Here is a 26,914-nt window from a genome sequence, read left to right on the forward strand (position 1 = left end):
ACTATTCCTCTACTCTAAGTTTTTCGATATCCATTAATTTATTTACTCTATTCTCATGTCTTCCACCTTCAAACTCGGTTGAAAGCCATATGTCGACTATATCTGTTGCTACTCCCTTACCTAAAACTCTTTCTCCCAATGCAAGCATGTTGGCATTATTGTGCATTCTTGACATTTTTGCCATATATTCATTGGCGCAAAGAGCACATCTTATTCCTTTTACTTTGTTTGCAGCTATGGATATACCTATACCTGTTCCACAAATTATAATGCCTCTATCAACCTCGTTATCTGCTACCATCTGTGCTGCTCTTTCTCCAAAATCAGGGTAATCAACAGAATCTGTATTGTAAACTCCTATATCCATTATATCATACCCCATCTTTATTAGATGCTTTTTTATTGCTTCCTTTAGTTCAAATCCTCCGTGGTCACAGCCCAGTACTATTTTCATTATAACCCTCCTCATAACGATTGATTAGCAATGGAGTAGCTATTGATTAGCTGTTGATTCCTCCATACGCTACATTATTTTATTCAATTGTATCTTTTATCTTATTTATAAATCTACTTATTTGAAATTCTATGTCTTCGGCGCATTGCTTATAAATATTGTAGTCCATGCCATACGGATCTTCAATATCTAAATTTACATCCTCTGTACTTTCATTATTTACAATAAGAGCATATTCTTTTAAAGGATATATTTTATCCGAATATTCGGGCAATACGTTTGTAATAATTTTTTTGTGACTGTCCGTCATAGTTAATATTAAATCAGAATCCTTAATGATTTCTTCAGTTAACTGTCTTGCCCTATGATTTTTTATATCAATACCTTTATCAATTAACACTTTAATTGCATTTTGATTTGCTTGTTGTCCCTCAAAAGCACTTATTCCCGCTGAAGAAACATTTATATTTTCAATATTGTTTTCTTTTAAGAGAAATTTCAATATTCCCTCTGCCATACTGCTGCGGCAGGTGTTACCGGTGCAAACAAATAAAATGTTCATATTTCACCTTCTTACGGGGACATTCCTCCTATCCCACAGAGACTCACCCTGTGAAAGAGGTGTGTCGCCCCTCCTTATAGAATAATAGTTTGACTGGATGCCTTGCCTAATCTGTTCATTATAGCTTTTCCCAAGCCACTGTCATCAATTTGTTCGGCAAGTATTAAATCAATCTCCATATGATCAAAATCTCTTAATACTCTAAATAAGTTAGACGAAATTGTAAGGGGTTTTGTTCTGTCCCCAACTATTATTTTTGTTTTTCCTATATAATATGTATCCGATTGAATAGTGGACATTATTCCCACTTTATAACCTTCGGAACTGAATTTTTCATAATCATTGTTTATTTTTTCAATAATTTTTTCAATTGAACCCTTATATAAAATTACCTTTGCTTTAGGTGAATAGTGTATATATTTTTGACCCGGAGATTTAGGAATTAATTTGTCGTCATTTTTTATTATCGAAGGATCATAATCGCATTTGCCAAGTACATTTATTATATCCTCCTTTGTAACCTTGCCGGGTCTTAAAATCATAGGCACTTCGCTTGTCATATCAATAACTGTTGATTCAAGTCCGATATCGGTGCTTCCACCGTCAATTATCATGTCAACCTTGCCCATCAAATCCTCTATTACGTGTCTCGCTTCTGTCGGACTTGGTTTTCCTGATATGTTTGCACTTGGTGCTGCTATTGGTTTTTTACTTTCCTTTATAAGTGCCAATGCAATTTTATTTATCGGAAGCCGAATGGCTGCAGTTTTAAGCCCTGCGGTTATCTTATCAGATAAAACATCCTTTTTATTTAATATCATGGTTAACGGACCCGGCCAAAATTTATCAGCTAACAGCCTTGCGTTTTCCGGAATATCAGAAACTAAATTATATAATTCGCTGTAATCAGCTATATGTACAATCAAAGGATTGTCCTGAGGTCTTCCCTTTGCCTTAAAAATTTTATCTACAGCTGCATCATTTAATGCATCTGCACCGATACCGTAAACAGTTTCAGTAGGAAAAACAACAACTCCACCCGTATTTATAATTTCAGAAGCTTCTTTTATTATATTATAATCAATATTGTCAGGATCCAACTTGACAATTTTTGTATTAATCACTTCATTATCTTTGTTTACCTTCATTTACAATTGTTCTCCATAGTTTCCCTATAGTTCTCCTACTATTCTCTTACCTATTGCTTATCTATTGCAAATCTATAGCTTATCCATTGCCAATCTACTGTTTTATTATATACTACATTATCCCCATAAACAAGATTTTACTTCTTAATATTTTATTACTTAAAAGAACAACATGTACATATATATTAATAAATGATATTTAGGAGGATTAAGTTGGATATACTATATTATTTTATAATCGGATTTATAGTCGGCGGTACCGGAACATTTATAGGAGGACTGTTATCTGTTATAATTCCAAAACCTAATGACAGAACTACAGCTGCAATGCTCATGCTTGCGGCAGGCATAATGCTGTCTGTTATTTCCTTTGACCTCATGCCCCAAGCATATAAAATCGGCGGCTTTTTTATAGTTACATTAGGTCTTGTATTTGGTTTATTAATAGTATTTTTTGCTGAAAAATTAGTACCAATGAATAAATTTAATAAATACACCGGTAAAAAGCTAAACTATATAAAAATGAGCTTAATTATAATAATAAGCATGAGCTTACATAATTTTCCCGAAGGTATTGCTGTTGGTTCAAGCGCAGTTTATTCCGAAAATTTAGGCATTAAAATAGGAATACTCATAGCTGCCCATGATATTCCCGAAGGCATGAGCGTAGGTATTCCCTTAATTATGGCTGGTGCTTCGCCCCTTTCAGTTCTTCTTATAACATTGCTGACCGGTATGCCGACCGCTTTCGGAGCAGTATTTGGAGCACTGCTTGGAAGCATATCCAAGTACTTCATCGGCTTTTGTCTTTCTGCCGCAGCAAGCAGCATGCTCTATGTTACATCAAACGAGCTTATACCGGAAGCAAATATATTACACAGGGGAAAAAGTAACGCTGTTTTTATTTTAATAGGTTTTATTTGCGGCTGCTACCTATCATTTGCAGTATAATACTAATTCGCATTAAATTAGTTCCCTTGAAGCGAATTAGTGTATACTGTTTTCCTCTGCCGCGTACAAATATTTGTACACATTTTTAAGCATACGACCCAAATTTTATATTTGGTGTCGGTCGCTTATACTGTATGTGCGATTAAAACAGTGTAATCAACAATTAGTATATATATTTTCATATTGAAGATTATTATTTTTAATGATAGTAATTAATTTTTCCATATCTTCTTTATAAAATCTGATACACAATCCACAGCTTGAACTTATGCTTCTTGGAACAGGAATTATTTTATAATTGAAATTATATTTTTTTAAAGCAGCTTCTACCTTCATTGCATAAGAAACCGATTTGAAAGTCATGTAATTAAATTCATTCATTTTCATTAATTTGTTGCACCTGTTGCGCCCTGACTTCTCATTATTTGCTTCATTCCATCAGTTGCTTCTACTGTTCCGTCCTTTAAAACCCATAATGCTTCAACGCCATCCATGGATTCCACTAATTCTCTTCCTTCCTCATATGGCATTAAAAATACTGTTGTAGATAAAAAATCCGCCTCTCCTGAATCTTCTGTAACTACGGTAACAGCTCTGAAATGATCGCCGGGCATCAATGTGTCAGGATCTATTAAATGATGCAATACCTTATCGCCAACCATGTAAAATCTCTCATAATCACCGCTTGCTACTACAGAAGCATCGTTTATATAAATAGTATCTAAAAGATTATTATCTGAAAATCTGAATTTATCAGGATCCTGGATACCGACACCCCATCTTTCTCGGATACCGTCCATTGGCTTACCGAAGGTTTTAACGTTACCTCCCGCGCTGATTATACCTGATGTGAATCCATCCTTTATTGCATCATCAATTACAATTTCCGTAGCATATCCCTTAGCCACAGAACCGACATCAAGGCTCATCAAAGGGTCATTTAAATAAACAGTACGGTTTTCAACATCCACAATTACATTGTCTAAATCCATATGTTCACTTGCCTTGATTAATTCTTCCATAGGAGGTATTTTGGCATTTGCAGGGTCTGACAATCCTTCTTCTCTGTAATTATGCCAGATTTTAAGAACAGAACCCATTGCGATATCAGTTTTATGACCTACTTCCTCATACATCTTTTTAGAAAATAATATCAAATCAATGATTTCATCATCAACCTTTACGGGCTTAACACCTGCATTGTCATTTATTGTCTTGATATTATTAATACCTTCATAATCATTATACTTATCGTAAATCTTATGAAGCTCATAAAATCTATTTTCCATTTTCTTCGCATAATTATTAAACTCTTCTTCCGATTTTGTATAGCCAACAATTTGAGTTAAAGTATCAAAAGCATTTAAAAAAGAGTAACTGTATTTTTCATACTCTGGTTCTACAATTGGATTTTGTTTTTCACATCCTGCTAAAAAAGCAAAAATTAAAATTCCTGTTAAGAATAAAGGAATTATTTTTTTCATATTTATCACCCTAAAATATTATAACTAAAAAACTTAATTATATCAATAGGCAGATGACCCAAATTTTAATTTGGTGTCAGTCGCTTATACTGTAAGTGCAAAAATTTAACTCCCCCATTTTGGGGGAGTCAGAATATTGACAAACTTCGTTTATGTCATCATAATTTTAATATTATCTTGCGTTAGCTATTGCTTCCTTTACTACCGCCTGATATCCGTCTACTGTTATAGTTACTGTTGATGTTAATTCAGGAACATCAGGTACTGCTGTATGTGAAGCATCTCTTTCTTTAACCTTTAATCCTGTTATTTCTTCAACTGTCTTACCAACCATCCAGTCTTCGAATGCATACATTTGTTCATACCATTCTTTACCTATAGATGATGCACCCTTCATTCCGTAACCATCTTTAAGTTCTTTCTTAGTTTGTAATTCAGCTTTTACATCTGAAGTAAGAGCTCCGTTTTCATCATAGTTAACTTTAACCTGAGCAACGTCTACTATTGATTTAACTACTTTACCATCTTTATCTACTGCAGCTGCAGTCATATAAGTATCCATCTGAGCCATTGGTTTCACGTCAGCCGCTTTATCTTTTGAGCTTCCTATATGAGTTTCAACTCCTAAACCAATTTTTGCGGCTCCTACTGCATCTTCTGCATTTTCCCAAGCTTCTTTAACAGCTGCTAAATAGCTTTCAACTGTTATAGTTACAGATGATGTTAATTCAGGAATATCAGGTACATTTTTATGAGATTCGTCTCTTTCTTTAACCTTTAATCCTGTTATTTCACCAACTGTCTTACCAATCATCCAGTTTTCGAATGCTGCCATTTGTTCAAACCATTCTTTACCTATAGATGATGCTCCTACCATTCCATAGTCAGGACCTAAGTCTTTTTTAGATTTAACTTCTGCTGCTCTGTCTGAAGTAACCTTCAAATCTTTATCAAAAGCAACTTTAGTTTGAGCAACGTCAACTTTTACGCTTGCTACTTTACCGTCAGCATCAAATCCAACTGCTGCAATAGTTACATCTGCTTGAGCAACTGCTGTAGCATCTGCTGTAGCACTCTTTGATTTGCCTATTGATATGTTTTGTCCTAAACCTACTTTAACGATTGGACCTGCTTTTATTGCATTAGCCATTGCTTCTTTTACTACTGCCTGATATCCGTCTACTGTTATAGTTACTGTTGATGTTAATTCAGGAACATCAGGTACTGCTGTATGTGAAGCATCTCTTTCTTTAACCTTTAATCCTGTTATTTCTTCAACTGTCTTACCAACCATCCAGTCTTCGAATGCATACATTTGTTCATACCATTCTTTACCTATAGATGATGCTCCTACCATTCCGTAGCCTTCTTTAAGCTCCTTCTTAGTTTGAGGTTCAACTGCTAAATCAGAAGTAAGTGTTCCGTTTTCATCATAGTTAACTTTAACCTGAGCAACGTCAACTATTGATTTAACTACTTTACCATCTGCGTCTACTGCAACTGCAGTCATATAAGTATCCATTTGAGCCATTGGTTTTACATCAGCCGTTTTATCTTTTGAGCTTCCTATATGAGTTTCAACTCCTAAACCAATCGCTACTGCTCCGTTTGCATCTTCTGCATTTTCCCAAGCTTCTTTAACAGCTGCTAAATAGCTTTCAACTGTTATAGTTACAGATGATGTTAATTCAGGAATATCAGGTACATTTTTATGAGATTCGTCTCTTTCTTTAACCTTTAATCCTGTTATTTCACCAACTGTCTTACCAATCATCCAGTTTTCGAATGCTGCCATTTGTTCAAACCATTCTTTACCTATAGATGATGCTCCTACCATTCCATAGTCAGGACCTAAGTCTTTTTTAGATTTAACTTCTGCTGCTCTGTCTGAAGTAACCTTCAAATCTTTATCAAAAGCAACTTTAGTTTGAGCAACGTCAACTTTTACGCTTGCTACTTTACCGTCAGCATCAAATCCAACTGCTGCAATAGTTACATCTGCTTGAGCAACTGCTGTAGCATCTGCTGTAGCACTCTTTGATTTGCCTATTGATATGTTTTGTCCCAAACCTACTTTAACGATTGGACCGGCTTCTCCTTTTGGAACTTCAACTGGAGGAACTTCCTCTTTAGCTACCGGCCATGGGTTAGCTGCAGGATCTAATGCATTTTTAACTGCATAGATTATAGCATTACTTGTAATAGTAGCTCCTGCTATAACATCAACGTCCGGTGAATTTGCTTCTACTATTTTAGCGGGAAGTTCATTGATAGCTTTGTCTCCGATTCCCGGTGTCTCATTAGCACCAACTGCTTCAACGTCAGTAATTTTGTCTCCCTCTTTTGTAACAGTTACAGTTACTTCTCCTCCAAATCCTTTACCTGTTCCTGTCAAAGTTACAGTTTCTCCTCCAGGTGTGTTTGTTGTTTGTGCACATCCAAATAATGCTGTTACCATTAGTACAACTAATATTAATGATAATGCTTTTTTCATGATATCCTCCAAATTATGTTTATATTATATATTGAAACATAGCTGATTATATCATATCGTTTTTTCTTTGACAATATGTTTCTTTAATTTTAAGTGCAATTTTTTTATAAATAGACATAAATTTATATAAAGATATATATTCCAAATTCATTGCATTTAGTATCATTACGGCGTTATAGTTAAAAAACTTTGTCGAAAATCAATAAAAAAACAGCTGTAGGAATACATCCCACAACTGTTAATATTAAGTAATCATTGTTTAATACTTAACTCACTGATTTTCTTATTATTTTCTATGCTGTGAACCTGCATCTTATTGTCAGAAAATGTATATAGATAATCATTGATGTAAATTATTCTTTTAACTTCATCTCTATAAGAATAATCTGCAGCCATGTGACTTATTTTATTATTAAAGCTTAGTCCGTCATTTTTCACATTGTACACATATGCACCATTAAATTCAGTTTTGTAATTATCTCCCATAACATTTACAGGGAATGCCATCAAGCCCTTTTGTAATGAAAACATAAGTGCTTTATGGTTATACAATATATCTGAATATGTTCCTGATTTACCGATAACATCCGTATAAACTTCTTTAGGTGTATCAGGCTTTGTTACATCAAACAGGGTCAGCTTTAAGCCGCCTGTTACTGTACCTCCCCATTGATTTACTTCGGTATCATAACCAAAACCAAGTATGAGATTTTCGTCAACCATGTGAAGATATGTGCTGTATCCCGGTATTTTAAGCTCTCCCATAACAGTTGGTTTTATAGGATCAGAGGTATCAATTACATATAACGGATCTACCTGTCTGAATGTTACCATATAAATTCTGTCTCCGGCAAATCTTGTGCTGTAAATTCTTTCTCCCTGTGCCAAGCCCTCCAGCTTACCTGCAATTTGCATATCGGAATTTAATACATAGACATTATTTTTAGATGTATTCTGCCATATTTCTCCCGTAGTCGTCGCTATTCTAAAATATCCTTCGTGTTCATCCATGGAAAATTGATTAATAATATTTCCGGGTACCCTGCCCTGCGATTCAACATCTATATTACCGTCATGTAATTTAAATTTGTATAATACTGTGCTGTATGTGTACACAGGACTGAAAACTTCAGTTTGCTCGGCTGTATAATCGTAAGAATAATCAGCTATCGCCGCATACATGCTGTCCTTTGAAACATAAATGGTATCGGAACCACCTAAATATACATCAACATCAGGTTGCGCCTCGGTTGATAAATCAATTCCTACAGTATACATAAATCTGCTGTCTATATAATTTGGAAAATACTTAATTTCGTCATATGCAAATTCATATTTTGAATTTGTTAATACATCTGTATAATAAGGCACAGGTATATCTGCATCTTTGTTATAAATATCATAATTGTAATAATTTATATACTTTGTACTGACTAAATATAATTTGTCTTCTATGGTTCTGCCTGATAAATAATTACCGTCAAACAAATATTCTTTTTCTAATTTGGGTTTTTCTATATTTTCAACATTATAAATCAAGACATTAGTTCTGTCGTCGTACTGTCTTGGCGGCCAAATCATGATTTTTGATTCCACTGCATCGTCCATAATATGAAACATATTGTTTTGTCCTATAATTATAAGCTTTTTATCTACGATAAATATTTCACTTATACTTGTATTTTCCAGAACTTCAACAGTTGAAACAATTTTAGGATTTGCAGGATTTGAATCAATTATTTTAAGACCTGTGGAAGCATTTATATAAATATACTTTCCGTCATTTTTTATAATATCTCCTTCCTGAACTCCTTCAACCTGATTGTTTGTATCAGAGCTGTCACTTTCAGGACCTGCTGCAGGTGCAGGTGTTTCAGCTTCACTCTTGTCCATTGAAACACTGTTGTCTAATACAGCTCTGCCTTCACGCCATATATAATTGTAAAGCTTAGAATTGTATTCCAACAAAGCTATTAAGTTTTCTTTTGACCCGACTGTCAGTATTTTATTTTGAGAAATCGGTACATTGTCTTTTTTAGTAATATACACAGAATTTGTGCTGTCGTCCCACTTTATATCATGGCCTAAATTTTCTGTTATAAATCTTAGCGGAGCAAAGGTTCTTGAATTAATCATTTTTGTAGGTACATCTATGTCCTTTATTTCTCCGTTGACCATAACCTTGTTTTTACCTAAAAGCATTTGTATCTCATTGCTTTTATCCTTTATTACTGCCTCTGAAATATTTTTGTTCCAGTCAACCTTTGCGCCAAGCTTTTCAAAAACTCCTCTTAAAGGTATTAAGGTTCTCCCATTTTCAATTATGGGATTAACATCAAAATCAATTTTTTCATTATCTACATATACCGAAATATTTGTATCTGCAAAAACATTGAAATTAAATGCAAATATCAGTATCAGCAAAATAGGAAATATTTTTAAATAACCTGTTGTTTTCATGTTCTTCTCCTTCCTTTATTTATGGATTTCATTAATATTTAGACGTTCATTTATATTCTTTTGTTCCTATGAATCAGGCAGATGACCTAAATTTTAATTTGGTGTCGGTCGCTTATCCTGAACGAAGTGATAGGAAAAAAGGGTATTAAAGAATTTTTATTTATTCTTTAATACCCTCAAATTACTTTTGTGAAACAACAAGGCTCTTATTTAAACTCCGGCGGCATAAAAGTGCTGCAGCAGGTTTCCTCAGGATTATCTGCATTTTTACCGTTTACTACTATCCTGTCAGCTTCACACATTTCATTTTCATTATATACGCAATGAGTAGCTTTGCAGCTTATTGACGTATTATTTTTCGGCTCGCTTAATGAGCTTCTTACACCGGATTTTTGCTCTATAAATGTGTCGCAGCATGTAAAACGGCTTTCATCAGCATGCTCCCCGTCAACATTTAATGCCGATGCCGTACACCCTTCTCTTTTATTAAAGTAGCAATTTGATACTGTACAAACTATATGTGCCATTGTATAAACTCCTTTTTATGTTATTTTTTATAGTTTATCCAATTAACACATTTTTATAATACTAATTCGCATTAATCAGTTCCCTTGAAGCGAATTAGTATATACTAATTCAATCATAGTATGCAATCAATAAATCCACCATTCTTCCGTAGCTTTTGACTCCGTCTTTTTGATTGTTTGCTTTTAAATACGCATCATTTACTTTATTGGATATTTCCGCTGTCTTGCCTTCAAACATCCTCCAGTAATCGGATGAATATTTAAGGTCATTTTTCACATCCTCTGAATATGTAGCGTACAATCTTGCAAATTCTTCATAATTTTCTCCATAAAGTGCATTCATGCTATAAGTAAGAGCAAGCATCGTTCCGCTGTAATAAAAATCGTCAAAACCTGAATTAATACACGCGAGATACGATATAAAGTTTGCCTCATCCTCACGCATAAATCCTCTCAAGTGCACTAATTCATGGAGCATTACGGCAGGCAGCTGGTATGGGGGTACACTGACATTGACATTTGCTTCAAACGAATAAGGGAAAAACATGCCGGTTATTCCCATGTACGACATGATATCGGAAAATAACACCGGCTTGGGAGCATGGTAGCTTCCCTTCAAAACACTGTATTTTCCCGCTACACCGTCAAAGGAATCCTTCGCTCTTACAGCCGTTTTATAATAATCCTCATCAAGAAGCTCTGCTGTTCCCTCGTTTCCTGTATTCAGAAGGGCTCTACTTTCGTTTGCATCCTTTATGAGTATTTCACACAAATTAATTAATTCATTTGTCGAGGATTCTTTGATTTTTAAACCGCTGTAATATGTAAACTCATTTCTGTGATAATTTATTCCGCAGAATAATACAAACAGAAAATACATTATGCTTATTGCAGCCGCTATATTTAAAACGAAATTTTTAATATAATTCAGGTCCTTTTCCAGCACTGCCTTTATCGTGGCAAAGAAAAAGTATGCAGTTAATCCTATAATTAAAACTCCTATAATAAACTCCGCCAATGAAAATTTTACTTTGGATGTAAAAAAGGATATTGAACCCGCAAAGATAGGATATATATTCAAAGCATAAAATTCAGCAAAGCCGGTGCTGTATTTCGTAAATAATGTCAAAACCAATGAAACAGGCAGCAGAATCAAAACTTTCTTCCTCATAATAATCACCTGAACTAAATTTTTAAATTATTATATCATATAAATGTTCTGTTATAAAAAATTTTTTAATATAATTTATACATATTTTACAATAGTTTTCTTGCGAACTTATTTATAGTATATATCTGATTCCGTTCACTTTTCTAACTCCAAGTCCCGGATCATCTTTCAATGTAATTCTGAATTCATCAAATACAGCTCCGCCTTCTACGGGATCCTCACTGCAAAGAACAGGGCCATCTAAATCTATTTTAGTTATAATGCTTTTTGCTGCTGCCAAATGAACCGCGGCATTTACACTTACCTTTGCCTCAAGCATACATCCTATCATGCATTCAACACCATAAATTTCAGCAACGGAGCAAATCTTTAATGCATTGTGCAACCCGCCTGTCTTCATTAATTTAATGTTAACAAAATCTGCTGCTCTTTGCTGCATGATTTTCAATGCATCTTCAGGTGAAAATACAGCTTCATCGGCTAAAACAGGAATTGATACATTGTCAGTAACATATTTTAAACCTGCTATATCATGTGCAATAACCGGCTGCTCAACGAATTCTATATCAAGACCTTCGTCCTCCATTTTTCTAAGAGCTTTAACAGCTTCCTTAGGTTTCCACCCCTGATTGGCATCGATTCTCAGCTTAACATCATATCCGACAGCTTTTCTGATTGCCTTCATTCTTTCAATATCTCTTGAAGCATCCTTGCCGACCTTGATTTTCAGTGTTTCAAAACCTCTGTTAATTGCATCAATACTATCCTTTGCCATTTCTTCAGGATCATTGACACTTATGGTTATGTCTGTTATTATTTCTTTTTTATATCCGCCAAACAATTTGTATAAAGGTGCATTATACAGCTGACCATACAAATCGTATAATGCTATATCAACAGCCGCCTTGGCACTGTTGTTCTTAATAACACATTTATCCAGCTTAATCATAATTTCTTCAAAATTTTCAACATCCATACCTACGATGCTTTTTATTATATGATCCTTTAAGGCTCCAACTATAGAACCCTTCGTATCTCCGGTAATAACTCCTGTTGGAGGTGCTTCTCCATATCCTATATGTCCTGTATCAGTATGAATCTCAACAATTATGTCCTCTACGCTGTTCACTGTTCTAAGCGCTGTTTTAAATGGTGTTTTCAAAGGCACTGATATCTCACCTATTCTAATGTCCGTAATTTTCATTTTGACCTCCTATACCTCTCCCAAAACAGAAGACGGTTTGATTTATTTAATTAGCAAGCTCTCTGATTGCAGCCGCCATAATTTGAACATTTTTCATCAATGAATCAATTTCTATGTATTCATCCGGCTTATGCTCTACCATTGGCTGTCCTTTAAATATAGGTCCGAATGCCACTATATTGTTCATCGTTTTTGCATATGTTCCTCCGCCTATTGAAATTAACTCTGCTTTTTCTCCAAAGTATTTTTCATAAACCTTTTGAAGCTTTTTAATAAACTCCGTATCCGGTGATACGTACAAGCTCTTTTTATGTCTTATAAATACTTCTTGGAGCTTTCCTGATTCCATTTTTTCTTTAAAGGTATCGATGAAATCTTCATAAGATTTTTTAACCGGATATCTCATGTTGATATCTAAGGCTATTTCTTTTTCGTTTCCCGTAATTTTACCTAAATTAAAGATAAACTTACCTGATATATCATCTTCGAGGTAAATACCTAAGCTTTGACCGTTTAATTCATTGCCTATGTATTTATTAAAGAAATCTAAAAATTCTTTAAAATCTCCTTTAATTTTTAGTTTTCCTAATAGTGACAATAAATGAGTAACGGCATTTTTACCGAATTCAGGAGTGCTTCCGTGAGCTGAAGTGCCGTAGTACTTTAAAACTATTGAATCATCCTTTTCTTCAATTTTTAAATTCTCGTCTTCCTCAGCAAAACCTTTGATTTCTTGAAGCATTTGTTCTGGAAGCATTATTTCTGCAACCGCATAATCAGGTACTACGTTTGCAGCAATTCCGCCATTTATGGATTTTAGTATTAAATCCCCTTCTTGACTTAATTGTCTGTTGTACTTGCATGTTACTATTCCCTTTTCACCGTTTATAATGGGATATTCTGCATCCGGAGTAAAGCCTGCTACAGGAATTTCTCCACCGATATCAACATAATGCTTTACACATTTACTTCCTGTTTCTTCATTTAATCCGAAAAATAATCTAACTCTTCTTTTTAATGGAATATTTAAATCCTTTATTGCCTTTAATGCATAAAGAGCACCGATTATAGGTCCCTTATCATCAGTTGTTCCTCTGCCGTAAATCTTACCATTATGAATTTCTGCGCCATATGGCGGATATGACCATCCGTCTCCTTCAGGAACAACATCCAAATGTCCCAGTACGGCAACCATTTCATCACCTTCTCCATACTCAGCATAACCGATCATATTATCCACATTTACCGTTGTAAATCCTAAGGATTCAGAAAGCTGTAAACAATATTCCAGACACTTATGCACGCCTTCCCCGAATGGCATTCCGTCTTTCGGTTCTTCTTCAACGCTTTTTATTCTTACGCAATCCTGAACACTTTTAATAATTTCATCCTTCATATCTAAAATTTTCTCATCTACCACATAATCACTCCCATCTTTATTACATGTCATCCCAAGGTAAATAGAAAAGCCCCTCAGTATGGCATAATTATATTATGATTAAAATATAAAAACCCAGCAAAAACAATATACTTGTTTTTGCTGGGTTTTATTTACTCCGACATAGTTTTGCTAAATCATATAAACAAAGCAGCTATTTATAGTATTTTTCTTTAACAAATAGATATTTTTTTATAGCATCCTTATGAGAAACAATTACTGCCTTTTGTGATGTCCCGTGATACCTTCTTTTGACCTCCTCTTCTATGGCAGCAAGGTCAGTGATATCTTTTCCGATAAAAATTTTTTTAATAAAACTCTCTGTTATGTTAATTGTATGAGTACAGCCAACGTCAATAATCGTATTAGTTTCTACATCAATTTCAAATGCTACATAGAAAGAATTGTAAATTACAGTAATGGCATTATCCATATTAGTTCTGGATTCGCCTATAATATATATCGTTTCTTTTCTTTGTTTCATAAAATCACCACAACTTTAAGAAATCATCTTTTACAATATATTATATCCCAACCTTAATAATAGAACAAATAATTTTTATAAATATTTTTAAATTGCAATATTAAGTAATTTGCTCACGAGCTATGCAAAAAACTTCATTATATAACCGGTAATCATACCTAAGTATGTGCCGAACACAGTTCCGAACAGTGCCATCAGCACACCTACAGGTACCAAAGATCCGCTGTAAGTACCTGCTAAAATCGGTGCAGAAGCTACACCTCCGATATTAGCCAAAGAGGCAACCCCACATGTGAACATATCCATTTTAAGGAGCTTAGCAAAAATCGTAAACAGAATGCCATGTATTGCCAAAATAATAAAGCCGGATATAATCCACATAGGTGCGTCATTTAGTTCCATAAAGTTTGCTCGAGATGCCAACAAGGCAACTACTGCATAAAGAAATACATTGGAAAGTTCTGCCGCACCGGCAATTTTTCCGAAAGGAGTTAGTGCACATATCAAGCCCAATGCAGTAATAAATAAAACAATCCATGTGGCCTTATCCAGTAATCCTATGCTATTAGCAAGTAATGCTCCCACGTTCTGTCCAACTGCAGATACCAAAAGAGCCGAACCGATCAACACCATTAAGCTGACAAAGGTAATTCCCTCTTTCTTTTCAGCCATTTCCTCTCCTATACTCATGCTGACTTCATCTAAACGGGATGTGTCCGCCTTCGTCCATTTATTAAACATCGGGGCAAAGCGGGTAGACCACAACAGAAGCATAACCCAAATAGAATAGTCTATGGAATCCACAACTAATGCGTATGCATAATCACCTTCGCTTACTTGGAAAATTTCCTGTAAAGTTGCCATATTTCCGGAACCACCAATCCAACTACCACACAAAGCACCTAATGCTTTCCAAGAGTCAGGACCTAAAATATTTTTCATGATAAGAAAGGTAACTATGAAGCCGGTCATAACGGTGATACTACCAACGAAGAAGCCAATGATCATTTTGGGACCAAGCTTAATCATCTTGCGGATATCACAGCGTAACAACATCAAAAATATCATTCCATACAGAATGTTATTTTTAAGACCGCTATAGGTTGACTTAGTTGCTTCCAAATCCCAGAAGTTGATGGTACAAAGAATCATACCGATTAAATAAACAAGAACAATAGGTGGTAAAAGTCCAAAGAATTTTTGTACATACTTGTTTTTGATGTACTTCTGTGCTGCAAGTAAACCGCCGCAAAGTGCACATAAAACTGCAAAATAAGTAAAGCCGTTTGTAATCATAAAAAACCTCCTAAAATTTTTTCCCGGTTATTTTTATGTTCACGAAGTCGGGATCCTAAGTAGAACATATTATAAAATAACAAAACCCAACAAAAGACCGTCTTATTTTACAGTCTCTCGCTGGGTTTTATTTATTCCGATATAGTTGTTGCTACATCATATAAACAAAGCAGCTAAATATACAATTTGCTTTTAATATTTTATTTCTTTAGTAAATCCTATATAAAATTATATGTAAACATTTTCTTAAGTATTCATTATATATTAACTTTTACAATTGTTCAAGAAAAAAATTTATAAAATTTAAAAATTTAGGGACGGTTCGAACCGTCCCCGCTGTTTCCTGTTAAACTACTTCATATCCTGCGTCTGAAATTGCCTTTTTCAAAATATCATCATCTACTTCATTTAATAATGTTACCTCAGCTGATTTGTTTTCTAAATTCACTACTGCATTTTCAACTCCGTCAACTGACTTTAATGCTTTTTCAACAGCTGCTTTACAATGTCCGCAGCTCATTCCTTCAACTATAAATGTTTTTTTCATGTTATTTCCTCCATTATTATTTGATTTATCTGATAAAGATTCAACATTGACTTTTATTTCATCATTGCTTGGTTCTTTATTAATACTTGTATCATCATTTTTTGTTCTTACAGGTTTAAAGAATTTTAACCTCAATGCATTTGATACCACCGATACAGAGCTTAAGCTCATTGCCGCTGCAGCAAACATTGGATTCAGCTTCCATCCAAGCACTCCATAGAACACTCCTGCAGCCAAAGGTATACCAATTGTGTTGTAGATAAATGCCCAGAATAAATTCTGTTTAATGTTTCTGATAGTCGCATGGCTCAATTGAACTGCTGTAACAGCATCCAGCAAATCACTTCTTATTAAAACTATATCTGCTGATTCAATGGCTACATCCGTACCTGCCCCTATGGCTATGCCGACATCTGCTCTTGCAAGTGCAGGGGCATCATTGATACCGTCACCGATCATTGCAACCTTTCTGCCCTGCTCCTGAATATTTCTGATTTCTCTTTCCTTATCCTGAGGGAGAACCTCAGCTATTGCTCTTGTAATTCCCAGTTGTTTTCTTATAGCTTCAGCTGTTTTTTTATTATCACCTGTAAGCATTACAACTTCAATTCCCATAGCTTCAAATTCTTGAATTGCTTTTTGACTGGTTGGCTTTACAACATCAGCTACAGCTATTATACCTAATACATTTTTTTCATCTGCAAAATATAAAGGCGTTTTTCCTTCATCAGCTAACCTTGAGCTTTTTTCTTCAAAGTTATTAATACTGATATTTTTGTTATCAATTAATCTTAAATTGCCTATATAGTATTTCTTGTTATTGACTATTGCTTCAAGACCTTGGCCCGGTATTGCTTCAAAATTTGCTACATTATATAGATCTAATTTTTTCTTGTTTGCTTCTTCAATAACTGCATCGGCCAACGGATGTTCAGAACTCTTTTCCGCAGATGCTGCAATTTTAAGCATTTCTGTTTCGTTTATACCGTTCACTATTATATCGGTAACCCTTGGTTTTCCCTCGGTAATTGTTCCTGTTTTGTCCATTACTACAGTTTTAATCTGATGAGCTATTTCAAGGGCTTCTGCGGATTTAATCAATATTCCGTTTTCAGCACCCTTTCCGGTACCTACCATTATAGCCGTTGGTGTTGCAAGGCCTAATGCGCACGGACAAGAAATTACCAGTACTGCAATTCCTATTGAAAGTGCAAATTCAAAGGTTGCTCCTGATATAAGCCATACTATGGTTGATACGATAGCTATAACGATAACAATCGGAACGAAAATACTGCTTATTTTATCGGCTAATTTTGAAATCGGAGCCTTTGATGAGCTTGCTTCCTCAACCAATTTTATTATTTGAGACAATGTTGTATCATCGCCGACATTTTGTGCCTCAAATTTAAAATAACCTGATTTATTAATGCTGGCACCTATTACCTTGTCACCGATTTTCTTTTCTACGGGGATGCTTTCCCCTGTCAGCATCGACTCATCTATGGATGAGTTGCCAAATATGATTATTCCGTCAACAGGTACCGACTGACCCGGCTTAACTATTATAATATCTCCCTTTTCAACCTCTTCCACCGGGATTTCAATTTCCTGTCCGGCTCTTTCAACAAGCGCCGTCTTCGGAGATAAATCCATTAATTTCTTAATTGCATCAGATGTTCTTCCTTTAGCTCTTGCTTCTAAAAATTTGCCTAAGGTTATCAAAGCAAGTATTACGGCCGCAGATTCAAAGTACAAATCCATGGAATACTGCATTACCATGTCCATGTCCATGTGTCCCAAGCCGTAACCGATTTTATAAATTGCGAATACTCCGTAGGCAACTGCTGCAGTCGTACCAATTGCAATTAAAGAATCCATGTTCGGTGAACCCTTAAACAATGTCTTAAACCCAACAGAATAATATTTCTTATTGACTATCATAACAGGAAGGGCAAGCAATAATTGTGTAAATGCAAAAACAACAGAGTTTTCCGTCCCGTGAAAAATATCCGGCAACGGCCATTTCAGCATATGTCCCATAGAAATATAAAACAAAGGCACTGCAAATATAAACGAAATAAATAACCTTTTTTTCATTTCCGTAAATTCTTTTTCTGCATCAGTTTTATCACTTTTATCCGGTGCATCTTTTTTCTTTTCAGTTGATGAAGCTCCGTATCCGGTATTTAATACTACTTTAATGATATCCCCTTCGCTTAAAATAGTTTCATCATATTTAACAGTCATATTGTTACTTAGTAAATTTACATTTGCCTCTATGACACCTTCCGTTTTATTTATATTTTTCTCTATCCTTGCAGAACATGCAGAACATGTCATGCCTGTTATATTAAACTTTTTGGTCTTCACGTTATCACTCCTTGTTTAATTTATTGATTAATGAAATAATTTCATCAATTTTTTCTTCCTCATTGCCTTGTTGAAATGCTTGCTTAACACACATATGCATATGTGCCTTGAGTATTTCATTGTTTGCTTTTTTTAATATTGACTGCACAGCCAATATTTGGTTTGAAATATCTATACAATATCTGTTTTCTTCAACCATTTTTGAAATCCCTTCAATTTGACCGGAAGCTGTCTTTAATAATCGGTTTATTTTATCTCTATCAGCTTTCATAAAAATCCTCCATTCCCACCCCCGGGGTGGGGGTATGTCTATATATTATACTACATTTTTAATAATGTCAATCCTTTTAATAAATATTTTTCTATTGACCCCACCGGTTGCATATTTTTCTATAAATGCTATAATTAGTATTATTAATTAATACAAAATTATAATAAAGGTGGGAATTTAATGGATAAAAAGTACGTAGAGCAATTGGGCAAAAGCATGCCTCGATTAGGTTACGGCTGTATGCGCTTTCCTGTAAAAGATGATAAAATCGATTTTGATAAAGCAAAAGAATTAATACACCACGCCTATAATTCAGGCATTAATTATTTTGACACGGCTTACAATTACCATGGCGGTGAATCTGAAACATTTTTAGGTAAAGTATTGCCTGAATTCAAAAGAGAAAGCTATTATCTCACAAGCAAGCTTCCTGTATGGAAGGTGAATGAAGAAGGAGATGCTGAAAAACTATTTAACGAACAATTGCAGAAATGCAATACTGAATATTTCGATTTTTATTTGCTGCATTCATTAAATAAGAAAACCATTGAAACAGTAAAAAAATTCAATTTATATGATTTTATAGCAAATAAAAAAGCTGAAGGAAAGATAAAGCATATCGGGTTTTCATTTCATGACAGCAATGAGGTTTTAAAAGAATTTGCAGCTGCCTACAAGTGGGATTTTGTTCAGCTTCAAATAAATTATTGGGATTGGGAAGAAGACGAGGCAAAGGCTCAATATGAAACAATAGAAAAATTAAATATCCCTTGCTTCGTTATGGAACCTGTAAGAGGCGGTTTCTTAGCATCTTTCGCTCCTCACGTTATGCAGAATTTCAATAATTATAGTCCAGATGCAAGCATAGCATCCTGGGCACTCAGATGGGTAGCTTCATTACCTAATGTTGCGATTATATTAAGCGGAATGTCAAACATGGAACAATTAAATGATAATATAAAAACATTCACTGACCTAAAGCCAATTAAAGATGATGAACAAAAGGTAATTGATAATGTTGTAGAGGATTTAAGGAAAATCAAGCCGGTTCCATGTACCGGTTGCCGCTATTGTATGGAATGCTCATATGGCGTTGATATACCGGGTATATTTGATATTTATAACGACTATAAAAAATCAGAAAATAAACAAATAGCCCACAGAAGTTATTTTATCTTTACAAGTGATGAGAAAAAGGCTGATAAATGTCAGGAATGCGGTGAATGTGTGACTAAATGCCCGCAGCAAATAAATATACCTGACGAACTGAAGATAATACATAAGGAAATGATAGGAATTAAATCTGATATGTAATGTTTTATTAATAAGTATATATTTAAAGAAGGCATTCGGTTAACCGAATACCTTCTGTTTTTCAATTAGGTACAATTTCTTTATCCGTAAGACCAAGCGCATTAAACAAGTATCTGTGAGCAATCCTTTCTGCACCTGTTTTCATTTGATCACTTCTCATAACTGAACCTCCATTTCATCTATGGGTCTGCCGGGCGGTACTATGGGGTAGACACTGCAGTTATTGTCTATTTTACATTCAAGAAATATCGGTTCATTTACATTACTGCATTCATTAAGTATTTTAGTTAACTCTTCCATTGATTCAGCTTTGTATGCATTTATACCATATGCCCTTGCCAGCATTAAATAATCCACATCCTCATAATTGTCTGTTTCAGAATATCTTGCATTGCTGAACATCCTCTGCCACTGCCTTACCATTCCCAAAGAACTGTTATTAAGCATTACCATCTTAATAGGCAGCTTGTACCTTGATACAGTAACTAATTCCTGACTGTTCATTCTGAAGCTTCCGTCTCCTGTTATCAAAATTACTTTTTTATTTGGATTTCCTATTTGAGCGCCTATGGCTGCACCAAGACCAAAACCCATTGTACCAAGACCTCCGGAAGATATAAATTCGTTTGATTTGTTAAAATTCCAAAACTGTCCCGTCCACATCTGATGCTGCCCTACATCTGTGGTAACCACAGTATTGTCATTATAATATTTATTTATTTCTTTTAGGATATTTTCAGGTATAAACTCACCCTCGATACTATCTCTCCGCCTTTTTGAATAAATTTCACTAAGCCAATTACTCCTGTCTTTTGAATCTGCCTCTTTTAACAGCCTCTTCAATATGATTTCCATATCACCAATCAAGGGTAAACATTCATATGTATTTTTGTTAACCTCCGTATTATCTACGTCTATATGAATTATTTTTGATTTGGGGGCAAATTTGTCAGGGCGTCCTATTACTCTGTCACTAAACCGCGCACCAACAGCTATAAGCAAATCACAATTTGTGACGGCCATGTTTGTTTCTACAAATCCATGCATCCCAACAAATCCAAGGGATAATTTATTGCTTCTCGGTATAGTTCCAAGTCCCATGAAACTGTTACAAACAGGGATTTGGGTTTTTTCAGCAAATTGAAGTAATACATCATCATTTTTGGAAATTCTTACACCTCCGCCGGCATAAATAATCGGCTTTTTTGCTTCATTAATCAGATTTACGGCCAAATCCAGATCATCCTTTTCAGGCAATTTTTTTTCAGCTTGTATGTTTACTGAATCACCCTTATACTCCCATGTATCTAAAAATACATCCTTCGGCACATCCACAACGACAGGACCCGGTCTTCCTTCAATAGAAACCTCAATTGCCTCTCTCATAACATTTTCTAAATCTTCAACATTTCTAACCATATAGCTATGCTTGGTAACAGATAATGTCATACCCGTTATATCTACCTCTTGAAATGAATCCTTCCCAATCAGAACATTTGCAACCTGCCCCGTTATAACTAAAAGTGGCACTGAATCCATGTAGGCATTTGCAATACCTGTTATAGTATTGGTGGCACCGGGCCCTGAGGTTGCTATAAACACCCCTAATTTCCCTGTGCTCCTTGCATATCCATCTGCGGCATGAACTCCGTTTTGTTCATGTGCCGGTCTATATACCTTGAAATAATCAAGCTCATCATACAGAGCATCAAAGAAAGGTATAACAGCTCCTCCGGGATAACCAAACAAAGTATCAATTTCCTTTTCTCTAAGAACTCTGAGTATTATTTGTGAGCCGGATAATTTCATGTTTTCCTCCTATTCCTGTCCTTCTGCCGGTTTTGCAATCCAAGACATCATTGATCTCAATTTCTTTCCTGTTTCTATTAACGGATGCTCGAGCGCCATGTTTTTCATAGCAAGGAATCTTGGTTTTCCCGCTTTGTTTTCTGAAATCCAATCATATGCAAATGTTCCGTCCTGTATATCTGATAAAACCTTTTTCATAACATTTCTTGTTTCTTCTGTTATGATTTTCTTTCCGGTTACATAATCACCGTATTCTGCAGTATCGCTTACTGAATATCTCATATTTTCAAATCCACCCTCGTAGATTAAATCAACTATGAGTTTCATTTCATGCAAGCACTCAAAATATGCAATTTCCGGCTGATACCCTGCTTCAGTCAATGTATCAAAGCCGGCCTTAATCAATTCGGTGATACCACCGCAAAGCACTGCCTGCTCACCAAATAAGTCGGTTTCTGTTTCCTCCTTGAAGGTTGTTTCAATAACACCCGCTCTTGTACCTCCTATACCCTTTGCATAAGCTAATGTAAGCTCCTTGCACTTTCCTGTATAGTCCTGATGCACGGCAAATACATCAGGCACTCCCATGCCTTCAAGATACTGTCTCCTTACCAGATGACCCGGACCTTTTGGAGCCACCATGAATACATCAACATTTTTAGGCGGTAATATTTGATGGTAATGAATATTAAATCCGTGTGCAAATGCAAGAGCATTTCCTGCCTCAAGATTCGGAGCCACATCTTCATCATAAATTTGCTTTTGAACTGTATCCGGGGCAAGCATCATAATTACATCTGCTTTTTTTACTGCCTCCGCCACTGTATTCACAGTTAACCCGTGAGCTTCTGCCTTTTGCTTTGATTTGCTTCCTTCCTGCAAACCAACCACAACATTAACACCGCTTTCTTTCAGATTTAATGCATGAGCGTGTCCCTGACTGCCATATCCCACAATTGCCACTGTTTTTCCTTCTAAATATTTTAAATCTGCATCACTATCATAATACATTTTTCCCATTTCATTTCCTCCAAATAATTTTATTTTTTTATTCTGCTGCTTCTGATACATCATAAACATCTACGAACTTGCACATTTGAAGCATTGCTTTTTCAAAGCTTTCCTGTTTTTTGTCCGCTAAGGTAATTTTAAATTCAGAATCCTTCCCGTCGGTACTAACCATGCTAAAACCTTGTACATCAAACTGTTTTCTCCTTAAGGTTGTCAGTACTCTTACTGCTGAATCAATTCCCCTATTCATTTTAAAGCTGATTGTCCTGTTCATAAAATCCTCCTTTTTCATTATTTGACTTGAGGATAGAGGAGATGATAAAAAACTCTGAAAAATGGGGTTAGATAATAAAAAAACCTCTCATCTCTATATACATACAGATAGATGTATATAGGGACGAAAGGTCTTTCGCGGTACCACCCTATTTTACGATAAAAAAATATCGCCTCTTTCAAGTCGAAAAAACTGTTTGTTTTTTGAACTCTATTCTTATAACGCAGAAATACGTCCTTACCTACTGAAGTTCGGCTTGGAAGCTCGGGAGTGATCATTATATCCCATAACACCGGTTCGCACCAACCACCGGCTCTCTTTGTTATTTTTCGGATATTTTTGTCTCCGTCAAAGCTTTTTATATTTAAATAATATTATAAGCACACATTAATAATCTTGTCAACACCTTTTTTAAAAAAATAATCGGGGTTAAATTAACCTCGATTACTTTTAGCTGTAGCTTACCACTTTCACACCCTGCTCTTCAATCAATTTTCTTAATTTCTTCAGCCTATCAACCGGAGGTGTTTTAAAAGCTCTTGAAGGTTTCTCAATTCCTAAAGCTTCATATTTTTCATCTCCGAAGCTGTGATAAGGAAGAAGCTCAATTTTAGGATTATCAATATTTTCTTTTACAAATTCAGCCGTTTCGGATATATTGAAATCATCCGCATTTACTCCTTCAATGACCGGTATTCTGACGACTATCGGAACATTTAAATCATTCATTTTGTTAATATTGTTTAATATAATTTTATTGCTCTTTCCTGTGAAAATAATATGCTTACTTTCATCCATGTGCTTTATGTCAACAAATATTAAATCCATTTTTTCCAGAATGTCCTTAATTTCTTCAAAGTTGAAATATCCGGAGGTTTCTATGGCTAAATTAATCGCTCTGTCGTAAAGGGTATTTGTCAATTTTCTTAAAATATCCTGATTAAGGGTCGCTTCTCCTCCTGAGAAGGTAACCCCACCTCCCGAGTTTCTGTAAAATATCTCCTGTCGTTCTATTATTTTTAAGAGCTGTTCAACCGAATACTCTTTTACCAAACAGTTATTGCAGCTTTGGCTTTCAGGATTAGAGCACCATTTGCATTTCAAGGGACATCCCGCAAAAAATATTATAGTTCTGATACCATCACCATCATTAACCGAAAAATTCTGAGGCGACATGAAAAAACCTGTGTTACATGTTTTCATGCGCTGTCCTTGCTATAATTGCATCCTGCATGCTTCTTGATAAATTAACGAATTGAGTGCTGTATCCCGCAACTCTCACTAATAAATCCTTGTAGTTTTCAGGATTTTCCTGTGCCTTTCTCAATGTTTCGGTTGATATGGTATTGAACTGTACGTGGAATGCTCCTAAGCTGAAAAATGTCTGAATTATATTTCCAAGGTTTCGTTGACCTCTTTTTGTTTTAACCAATTCCTCGTTTAATCTTAGGTTTAATAAAGTTCCTCCCGAATGAACGTCCTGATTTAATTTTGCTGCTGATCGCATTGCGGCTAACGGAGTGGATGTGTCTGAGCCGGCAAATGGTGATACTCCTTCGGATAATGGTTCCCCTGCCTTTCTGCCGCACGGTGTTGCTCCAACTACCTTGCCCGTAGGAAGATAATTTGATATTCCCATGAAAGCAGTATTGAAATTGTTTCCGTTTATATCTTTATATTTGTGACCTTCATCGTAGTAATAATTTGCCATTTTAATTGCAATATCGTCGACATAATCATCATCATTGCCATACTTAGGAATCTTTAATGCCATTTGTCTGAGTTCCTCATAACCTTCCCAATTTGCATCCATTGCATCTATCAATGTTCCTATTGATACGGCTTTTTGTTCAAATACTAATTTTTTAATTACTGCCAACGAATTTGAAGTTACAGCCAGACCGATGCCTGTCAACACAGGTCCTAAATTGTATTTAGCTCCTGCATCAACCAGGTCCACACCTTCATTTAAGCAATTTTCTATACATGAGGACAAAAACGGTCTCGGTACCAATTCCTTATGCAATCTTTGCGCGTGCAGGGTTGATATAACGGAATGTTTAATTAAATTATCAAATTGCCTGTAAAAAGCTTCTTCCACTTCTTCATAACTTTCAAAAGATTTCGGGTCTTTTTCGTCAAGCCCTATTTTTTCTTTGATAATTCTTGAATAGCCCTGATTCAAAGCATATTCCAATGCAGCCGAAAAGTTAATGTTTACTGCAGAGGTCCATTCACCTGTCTTTCTAAAATGGGGCACAACACAGCCGCAGTTGTTCCAATCCCTTGCATCCTCCGGTTTGTATCCGGCATTTATCAGCATTTGATAACCTGCCTGATCGCTGTGAATGGCCGGGAATCCTGTTCCTTTACTTACTAAATGAGTCACCGCATCCAAAAAATCACTTGGGCAATCCTGATGAATCCTTACACTTAATCCCGGTTGATGTGTTTTAACCTTTTCAGTTGCCTTTAATGCCATATAAGATAATTCGTTGGTAGCATCCTTACCGTCTCTTGTCTTACCTCCTACAGTAAGGTTTTGGAATTGGTTATAGCCCGCAAAGAATTCAGCCGTATTGGCCGATATAGTCCAAACCCATTCGGAAAGCTTAAGCCACAGTGCTTCTATTAATTCTTGAGCTTCATCATTTGTAATAATTCCCTTTTCAATATCAGTTTTATAATAAGGATACATAAACTGATCAAATCGTCCTACATTCAATGCCAGCGGATTTTCTGACAAGATTCCTCCCATCTGAGTAAACCACACAAATTGCATTGCTTCATAGAAGGTCGTAGGCGGATTTTGGGGAACCCTGCTGCAAATATCAGCTATTTTCAGCAATTCATTTTTTCTGATTTCATCTTGTTCATTCCGAATCATTTCCTTGGCTTTTTCTGCATATCTTCCGGCCAATATTATAATTCCCTCTGATGTTAATATAACAGATTCGTAAAATTCTTTTTTCTTAATATTTTCCGCCGTTATATCATCTAACTTGAAGATATGCTCCTTTGCTTCCTTTATAATTCCACCGAAACCCTTCTTAAACAACACATCCTGATAATCAGGCGTTATTTCTCCTACTGCCTGTCTCCACTTGGAATCATTATCTACTATACCGGTATCAACTGCAACCTTAGCGGTTTCTTCAGGAAGCTGTGCCAAAAACATTTCCTCCAACGATTTACCCTTCCAATACGGGAATATATTTTCTCTGACAAATTTTCTCTGCTCATCAGTCATTATATACGGGTCCTGAACTCTTTTATCAAAATTATCCATTTCTCTGTCAACCCAGGTCCATGAAAATTCAGGTGTTAAAATACCGCACTTTCTGAATTCTCCTGTTGCACCAACTATCAGCTCACCGTCAAATATCTGAACAGCTAACTGTTCACAGGTATCCTTGAATGCCCTTGCCCTTCGGATGGAAATAGCCTCTCCTTCGGTTTTCTTGTGTGACTCAGTCCAGATTCTTGCTCTTTCATATGAAATAGCAGGTTTTGAATTAATATAATTCTGTCTTATTTTTTCTATTCTATCAGTTACCATAATTGCCTCCTGTATGCTATATGTTGCATGTGTGCGTTATAACGCACCGTGATTTTAAAAAAATATACCAAATTAAACATTCATAG

Annotated in this window: 22 protein-coding genes and 1 other annotated feature; of the genes, 2 read left to right on the forward strand and 20 right to left on the reverse strand. The window is 35.3% G+C overall.

What is annotated here, in order from left to right; genetic code table 11:
* Position 1 precedes the first annotated feature (1 nt).
* The 3 genes from rpiB to RT412_RS00295 form a co-directional block, all read right to left on the reverse strand.
* Positions 2-454 (reverse strand): ribose 5-phosphate isomerase B, encoded by a 453-nt coding sequence (gene rpiB, locus RT412_RS00285; protein WP_313339136.1) that lies wholly within the window; start codon positions 452-454, stop codon positions 2-4.
* Between the two features lie 79 nt (positions 455-533).
* Positions 534-1,016 (reverse strand): low molecular weight protein arginine phosphatase, encoded by a 483-nt coding sequence (locus tag RT412_RS00290; RefSeq protein WP_313339138.1) that lies wholly within the window; start codon positions 1,014-1,016, stop codon positions 534-536.
* A 74-nt stretch (positions 1,017-1,090) separates the two neighbouring features.
* Complete coding sequence (locus RT412_RS00295) at positions 1,091-2,164, reverse strand: L-threonylcarbamoyladenylate synthase (protein WP_313339140.1); 1,074 nt, start codon at positions 2,162-2,164, stop codon at positions 1,091-1,093.
* Positions 2,165-2,377: 213 nt separating this feature from the next.
* Between RT412_RS00295 and RT412_RS00300 the strand changes: the two genes are divergently transcribed.
* Complete coding sequence (locus tag RT412_RS00300) at positions 2,378-3,115, forward strand: ZIP family metal transporter (protein WP_313339142.1); 738 nt, start codon at positions 2,378-2,380, stop codon at positions 3,113-3,115.
* A 156-nt stretch (positions 3,116-3,271) separates the two neighbouring features.
* Here the strand turns inward: RT412_RS00300 and RT412_RS00305 are convergent, their stop codons facing one another.
* The 12 genes from RT412_RS00305 to RT412_RS00360 all read right to left on the reverse strand — a co-directional run bounded on the left by RT412_RS00305 (position 3,272) and on the right by RT412_RS00360 (position 18,861).
* Entirely contained in the window at positions 3,272-3,502 is a 231-nt protein-coding gene (locus tag RT412_RS00305) for a DUF3343 domain-containing protein (protein WP_313339143.1), read from the reverse strand.
* Positions 3,502-4,599 (reverse strand): FAD:protein FMN transferase, encoded by a 1,098-nt coding sequence (locus RT412_RS00310; protein WP_313339145.1) that lies wholly within the window; start codon positions 4,597-4,599, stop codon positions 3,502-3,504. The genes RT412_RS00305 and RT412_RS00310 overlap by 1 nt, the downstream gene beginning before the upstream one ends.
* Positions 4,600-4,771: 172 nt before the next feature.
* Positions 4,772-7,093, reverse strand: a complete 2,322-nt coding sequence (locus RT412_RS00315) for an FMN-binding protein (protein ID WP_313413077.1) — start codon at positions 7,091-7,093, stop codon at positions 4,772-4,774.
* Between the two features lie 252 nt (positions 7,094-7,345).
* Positions 7,346-9,553, reverse strand: coding sequence for a beta-propeller domain-containing protein (locus RT412_RS00320; protein ID WP_313339149.1), 2,208 nt, complete (start codon positions 9,551-9,553; stop codon positions 7,346-7,348).
* Between the two features lie 206 nt (positions 9,554-9,759).
* On the reverse strand, positions 9,760-10,080 hold the full coding sequence (locus RT412_RS00325; protein ID WP_313339151.1) for a DUF1540 domain-containing protein: 321 nt from the start codon (positions 10,078-10,080) through the stop codon (positions 9,760-9,762).
* 109 nt (positions 10,081-10,189) lie between these two features.
* Complete coding sequence (locus RT412_RS00330; RefSeq protein WP_313339153.1) at positions 10,190-11,251, reverse strand: DUF3810 domain-containing protein; 1,062 nt, start codon at positions 11,249-11,251, stop codon at positions 10,190-10,192.
* 112 nt (positions 11,252-11,363) lie between these two features.
* Positions 11,364-12,455, reverse strand: a complete 1,092-nt coding sequence (locus RT412_RS00335; protein WP_313339155.1) for a dipeptide epimerase — start codon at positions 12,453-12,455, stop codon at positions 11,364-11,366.
* Between the two features lie 46 nt (positions 12,456-12,501).
* Positions 12,502-13,875, reverse strand: coding sequence for a dipeptidase PepV (pepV, locus tag RT412_RS00340; protein WP_313339157.1), 1,374 nt, complete (start codon positions 13,873-13,875; stop codon positions 12,502-12,504).
* 172 nt (positions 13,876-14,047) lie between these two features.
* On the reverse strand, positions 14,048-14,377 hold the full coding sequence (locus RT412_RS00345; RefSeq protein ID WP_313339159.1) for a DUF3870 domain-containing protein: 330 nt from the start codon (positions 14,375-14,377) through the stop codon (positions 14,048-14,050).
* Between the two features lie 120 nt (positions 14,378-14,497).
* On the reverse strand, positions 14,498-15,673 hold the full coding sequence (locus RT412_RS00350; RefSeq protein WP_313339161.1) for a DUF819 family protein: 1,176 nt from the start codon (positions 15,671-15,673) through the stop codon (positions 14,498-14,500).
* Between the two features lie 346 nt (positions 15,674-16,019).
* Positions 16,020-18,590 carry a heavy metal translocating P-type ATPase gene (locus RT412_RS00355; protein ID WP_313339163.1) on the reverse strand — a complete coding sequence of 857 codons (2,571 nt, stop codon included), beginning with the start codon at positions 18,588-18,590 and terminating at the stop codon, positions 16,020-16,022.
* A 4-nt stretch (positions 18,591-18,594) separates the two neighbouring features.
* Positions 18,595-18,861 (reverse strand): metal-sensing transcriptional repressor, encoded by a 267-nt coding sequence (locus RT412_RS00360; RefSeq protein WP_313339165.1) that lies wholly within the window; start codon positions 18,859-18,861, stop codon positions 18,595-18,597.
* A 180-nt stretch (positions 18,862-19,041) separates the two neighbouring features.
* On the opposite strand from RT412_RS00360, the gene RT412_RS00365 reads away from it, so the two are divergent.
* The gene (locus RT412_RS00365) at positions 19,042-20,175 is read left to right on the forward strand and encodes an aldo/keto reductase (RefSeq protein ID WP_313339166.1); all 1,134 of its coding nucleotides are present in this window, start codon (positions 19,042-19,044) and stop codon (positions 20,173-20,175) included.
* 156 nt (positions 20,176-20,331) lie between these two features.
* On the opposite strand, the gene ilvB is transcribed toward RT412_RS00365, so the two are convergent.
* The 5 genes from ilvB to RT412_RS00390 all read right to left on the reverse strand — a co-directional run bounded on the left by ilvB (position 20,332) and on the right by RT412_RS00390 (position 26,828).
* The gene (gene ilvB, locus RT412_RS00370; protein WP_313339168.1) at positions 20,332-21,984 is read right to left on the reverse strand and encodes a biosynthetic-type acetolactate synthase large subunit; all 1,653 of its coding nucleotides are present in this window, start codon (positions 21,982-21,984) and stop codon (positions 20,332-20,334) included.
* Between the two features lie 9 nt (positions 21,985-21,993).
* Positions 21,994-23,004, reverse strand: coding sequence for a ketol-acid reductoisomerase (ilvC, locus tag RT412_RS00375; protein WP_313339170.1), 1,011 nt, complete (start codon positions 23,002-23,004; stop codon positions 21,994-21,996).
* Between the two features lie 28 nt (positions 23,005-23,032).
* A complete protein-coding gene (locus RT412_RS00380; RefSeq protein ID WP_313339172.1) occupies positions 23,033-23,269 on the reverse strand; it encodes an ACT domain-containing protein in 237 nt (78 codons plus the stop codon).
* A 116-nt stretch (positions 23,270-23,385) separates the two neighbouring features.
* Positions 23,386-23,630: a binding site (T-box leader), on the reverse strand.
* An 89-nt stretch (positions 23,631-23,719) separates the two neighbouring features.
* The gene (locus RT412_RS00385) at positions 23,720-24,472 is read right to left on the reverse strand and encodes a glycyl-radical enzyme activating protein (RefSeq protein WP_313339174.1); all 753 of its coding nucleotides are present in this window, start codon (positions 24,470-24,472) and stop codon (positions 23,720-23,722) included.
* Entirely contained in the window at positions 24,459-26,828 is a 2,370-nt protein-coding gene (locus RT412_RS00390; RefSeq protein WP_313339176.1) for a formate C-acetyltransferase/glycerol dehydratase family glycyl radical enzyme, read from the reverse strand. Before RT412_RS00390 ends, RT412_RS00385 begins: the two co-directional genes overlap by 14 nt.
* Between the last annotated feature and the right edge of the window lie 86 nt (positions 26,829-26,914).

It is taken from the genome of Sedimentibacter sp. (assembly GCF_032080165.1).
GTDB lineage: Bacteria > Bacillota > Clostridia > Tissierellales > Sedimentibacteraceae > Sedimentibacter.

Excerpts from the sequence above, each read along its gene's own strand:
- RT412_RS00295 (WP_313339140.1), bottom strand. The coding sequence starts at position 2,164 with ATGAAGGTAAACAAAGATAATGAAGTGATTAATACAAAAATTGTCAAG.
- RT412_RS00320 (WP_313339149.1), bottom strand. The coding sequence starts at position 9,553 with ATGAAAACAACAGGTTATTTAAAAATATTTCCTATTTTGCTGATACTG.
- RT412_RS00325 (WP_313339151.1), bottom strand. The coding sequence starts at position 10,080 with ATGGCACATATAGTTTGTACAGTATCAAATTGCTACTTTAATAAAAGA.
- RT412_RS00380 (WP_313339172.1), bottom strand. The coding sequence starts at position 23,269 with ATGAACAGGACAATCAGCTTTAAAATGAATAGGGGAATTGATTCAGCA.
- RT412_RS00310 (WP_313339145.1), bottom strand. The coding sequence starts at position 4,599 with ATGAAAAAAATAATTCCTTTATTCTTAACAGGAATTTTAATTTTTGCT.
- RT412_RS00335 (WP_313339155.1), bottom strand. The coding sequence starts at position 12,455 with ATGAAAATTACGGACATTAGAATAGGTGAGATATCAGTGCCTTTGAAA.
- RT412_RS00365 (WP_313339166.1), top strand. The coding sequence starts at position 19,042 with ATGGATAAAAAGTACGTAGAGCAATTGGGCAAAAGCATGCCTCGATTA.
- ilvB (WP_313339168.1), bottom strand. The coding sequence starts at position 21,984 with ATGAAATTATCCGGCTCACAAATAATACTCAGAGTTCTTAGAGAAAAG.
- RT412_RS00360 (WP_313339165.1), bottom strand. The coding sequence starts at position 18,861 with ATGAAAGCTGATAGAGATAAAATAAACCGATTATTAAAGACAGCTTCC.
- RT412_RS00315 (WP_313413077.1), bottom strand. The coding sequence starts at position 7,093 with ATGAAAAAAGCATTATCATTAATATTAGTTGTACTAATGGTAACAGCA.
- RT412_RS00345 (WP_313339159.1), bottom strand. The coding sequence starts at position 14,377 with ATGAAACAAAGAAAAGAAACGATATATATTATAGGCGAATCCAGAACT.
- RT412_RS00305 (WP_313339143.1), bottom strand. The coding sequence starts at position 3,502 with ATGAAAATGAATGAATTTAATTACATGACTTTCAAATCGGTTTCTTAT.
- RT412_RS00385 (WP_313339174.1), bottom strand. The coding sequence starts at position 24,472 with ATGAAAACATGTAACACAGGTTTTTTCATGTCGCCTCAGAATTTTTCG.
- RT412_RS00390 (WP_313339176.1), bottom strand. The coding sequence starts at position 26,828 with ATGGTAACTGATAGAATAGAAAAAATAAGACAGAATTATATTAATTCA.
- RT412_RS00330 (WP_313339153.1), bottom strand. The coding sequence starts at position 11,251 with ATGAGGAAGAAAGTTTTGATTCTGCTGCCTGTTTCATTGGTTTTGACA.
- rpiB (WP_313339136.1), bottom strand. The coding sequence starts at position 454 with ATGAAAATAGTACTGGGCTGTGACCACGGAGGATTTGAACTAAAGGAA.
- RT412_RS00350 (WP_313339161.1), bottom strand. The coding sequence starts at position 15,673 with ATGATTACAAACGGCTTTACTTATTTTGCAGTTTTATGTGCACTTTGC.
- ilvC (WP_313339170.1), bottom strand. The coding sequence starts at position 23,004 with ATGGGAAAAATGTATTATGATAGTGATGCAGATTTAAAATATTTAGAA.
- RT412_RS00290 (WP_313339138.1), bottom strand. The coding sequence starts at position 1,016 with ATGAACATTTTATTTGTTTGCACCGGTAACACCTGCCGCAGCAGTATG.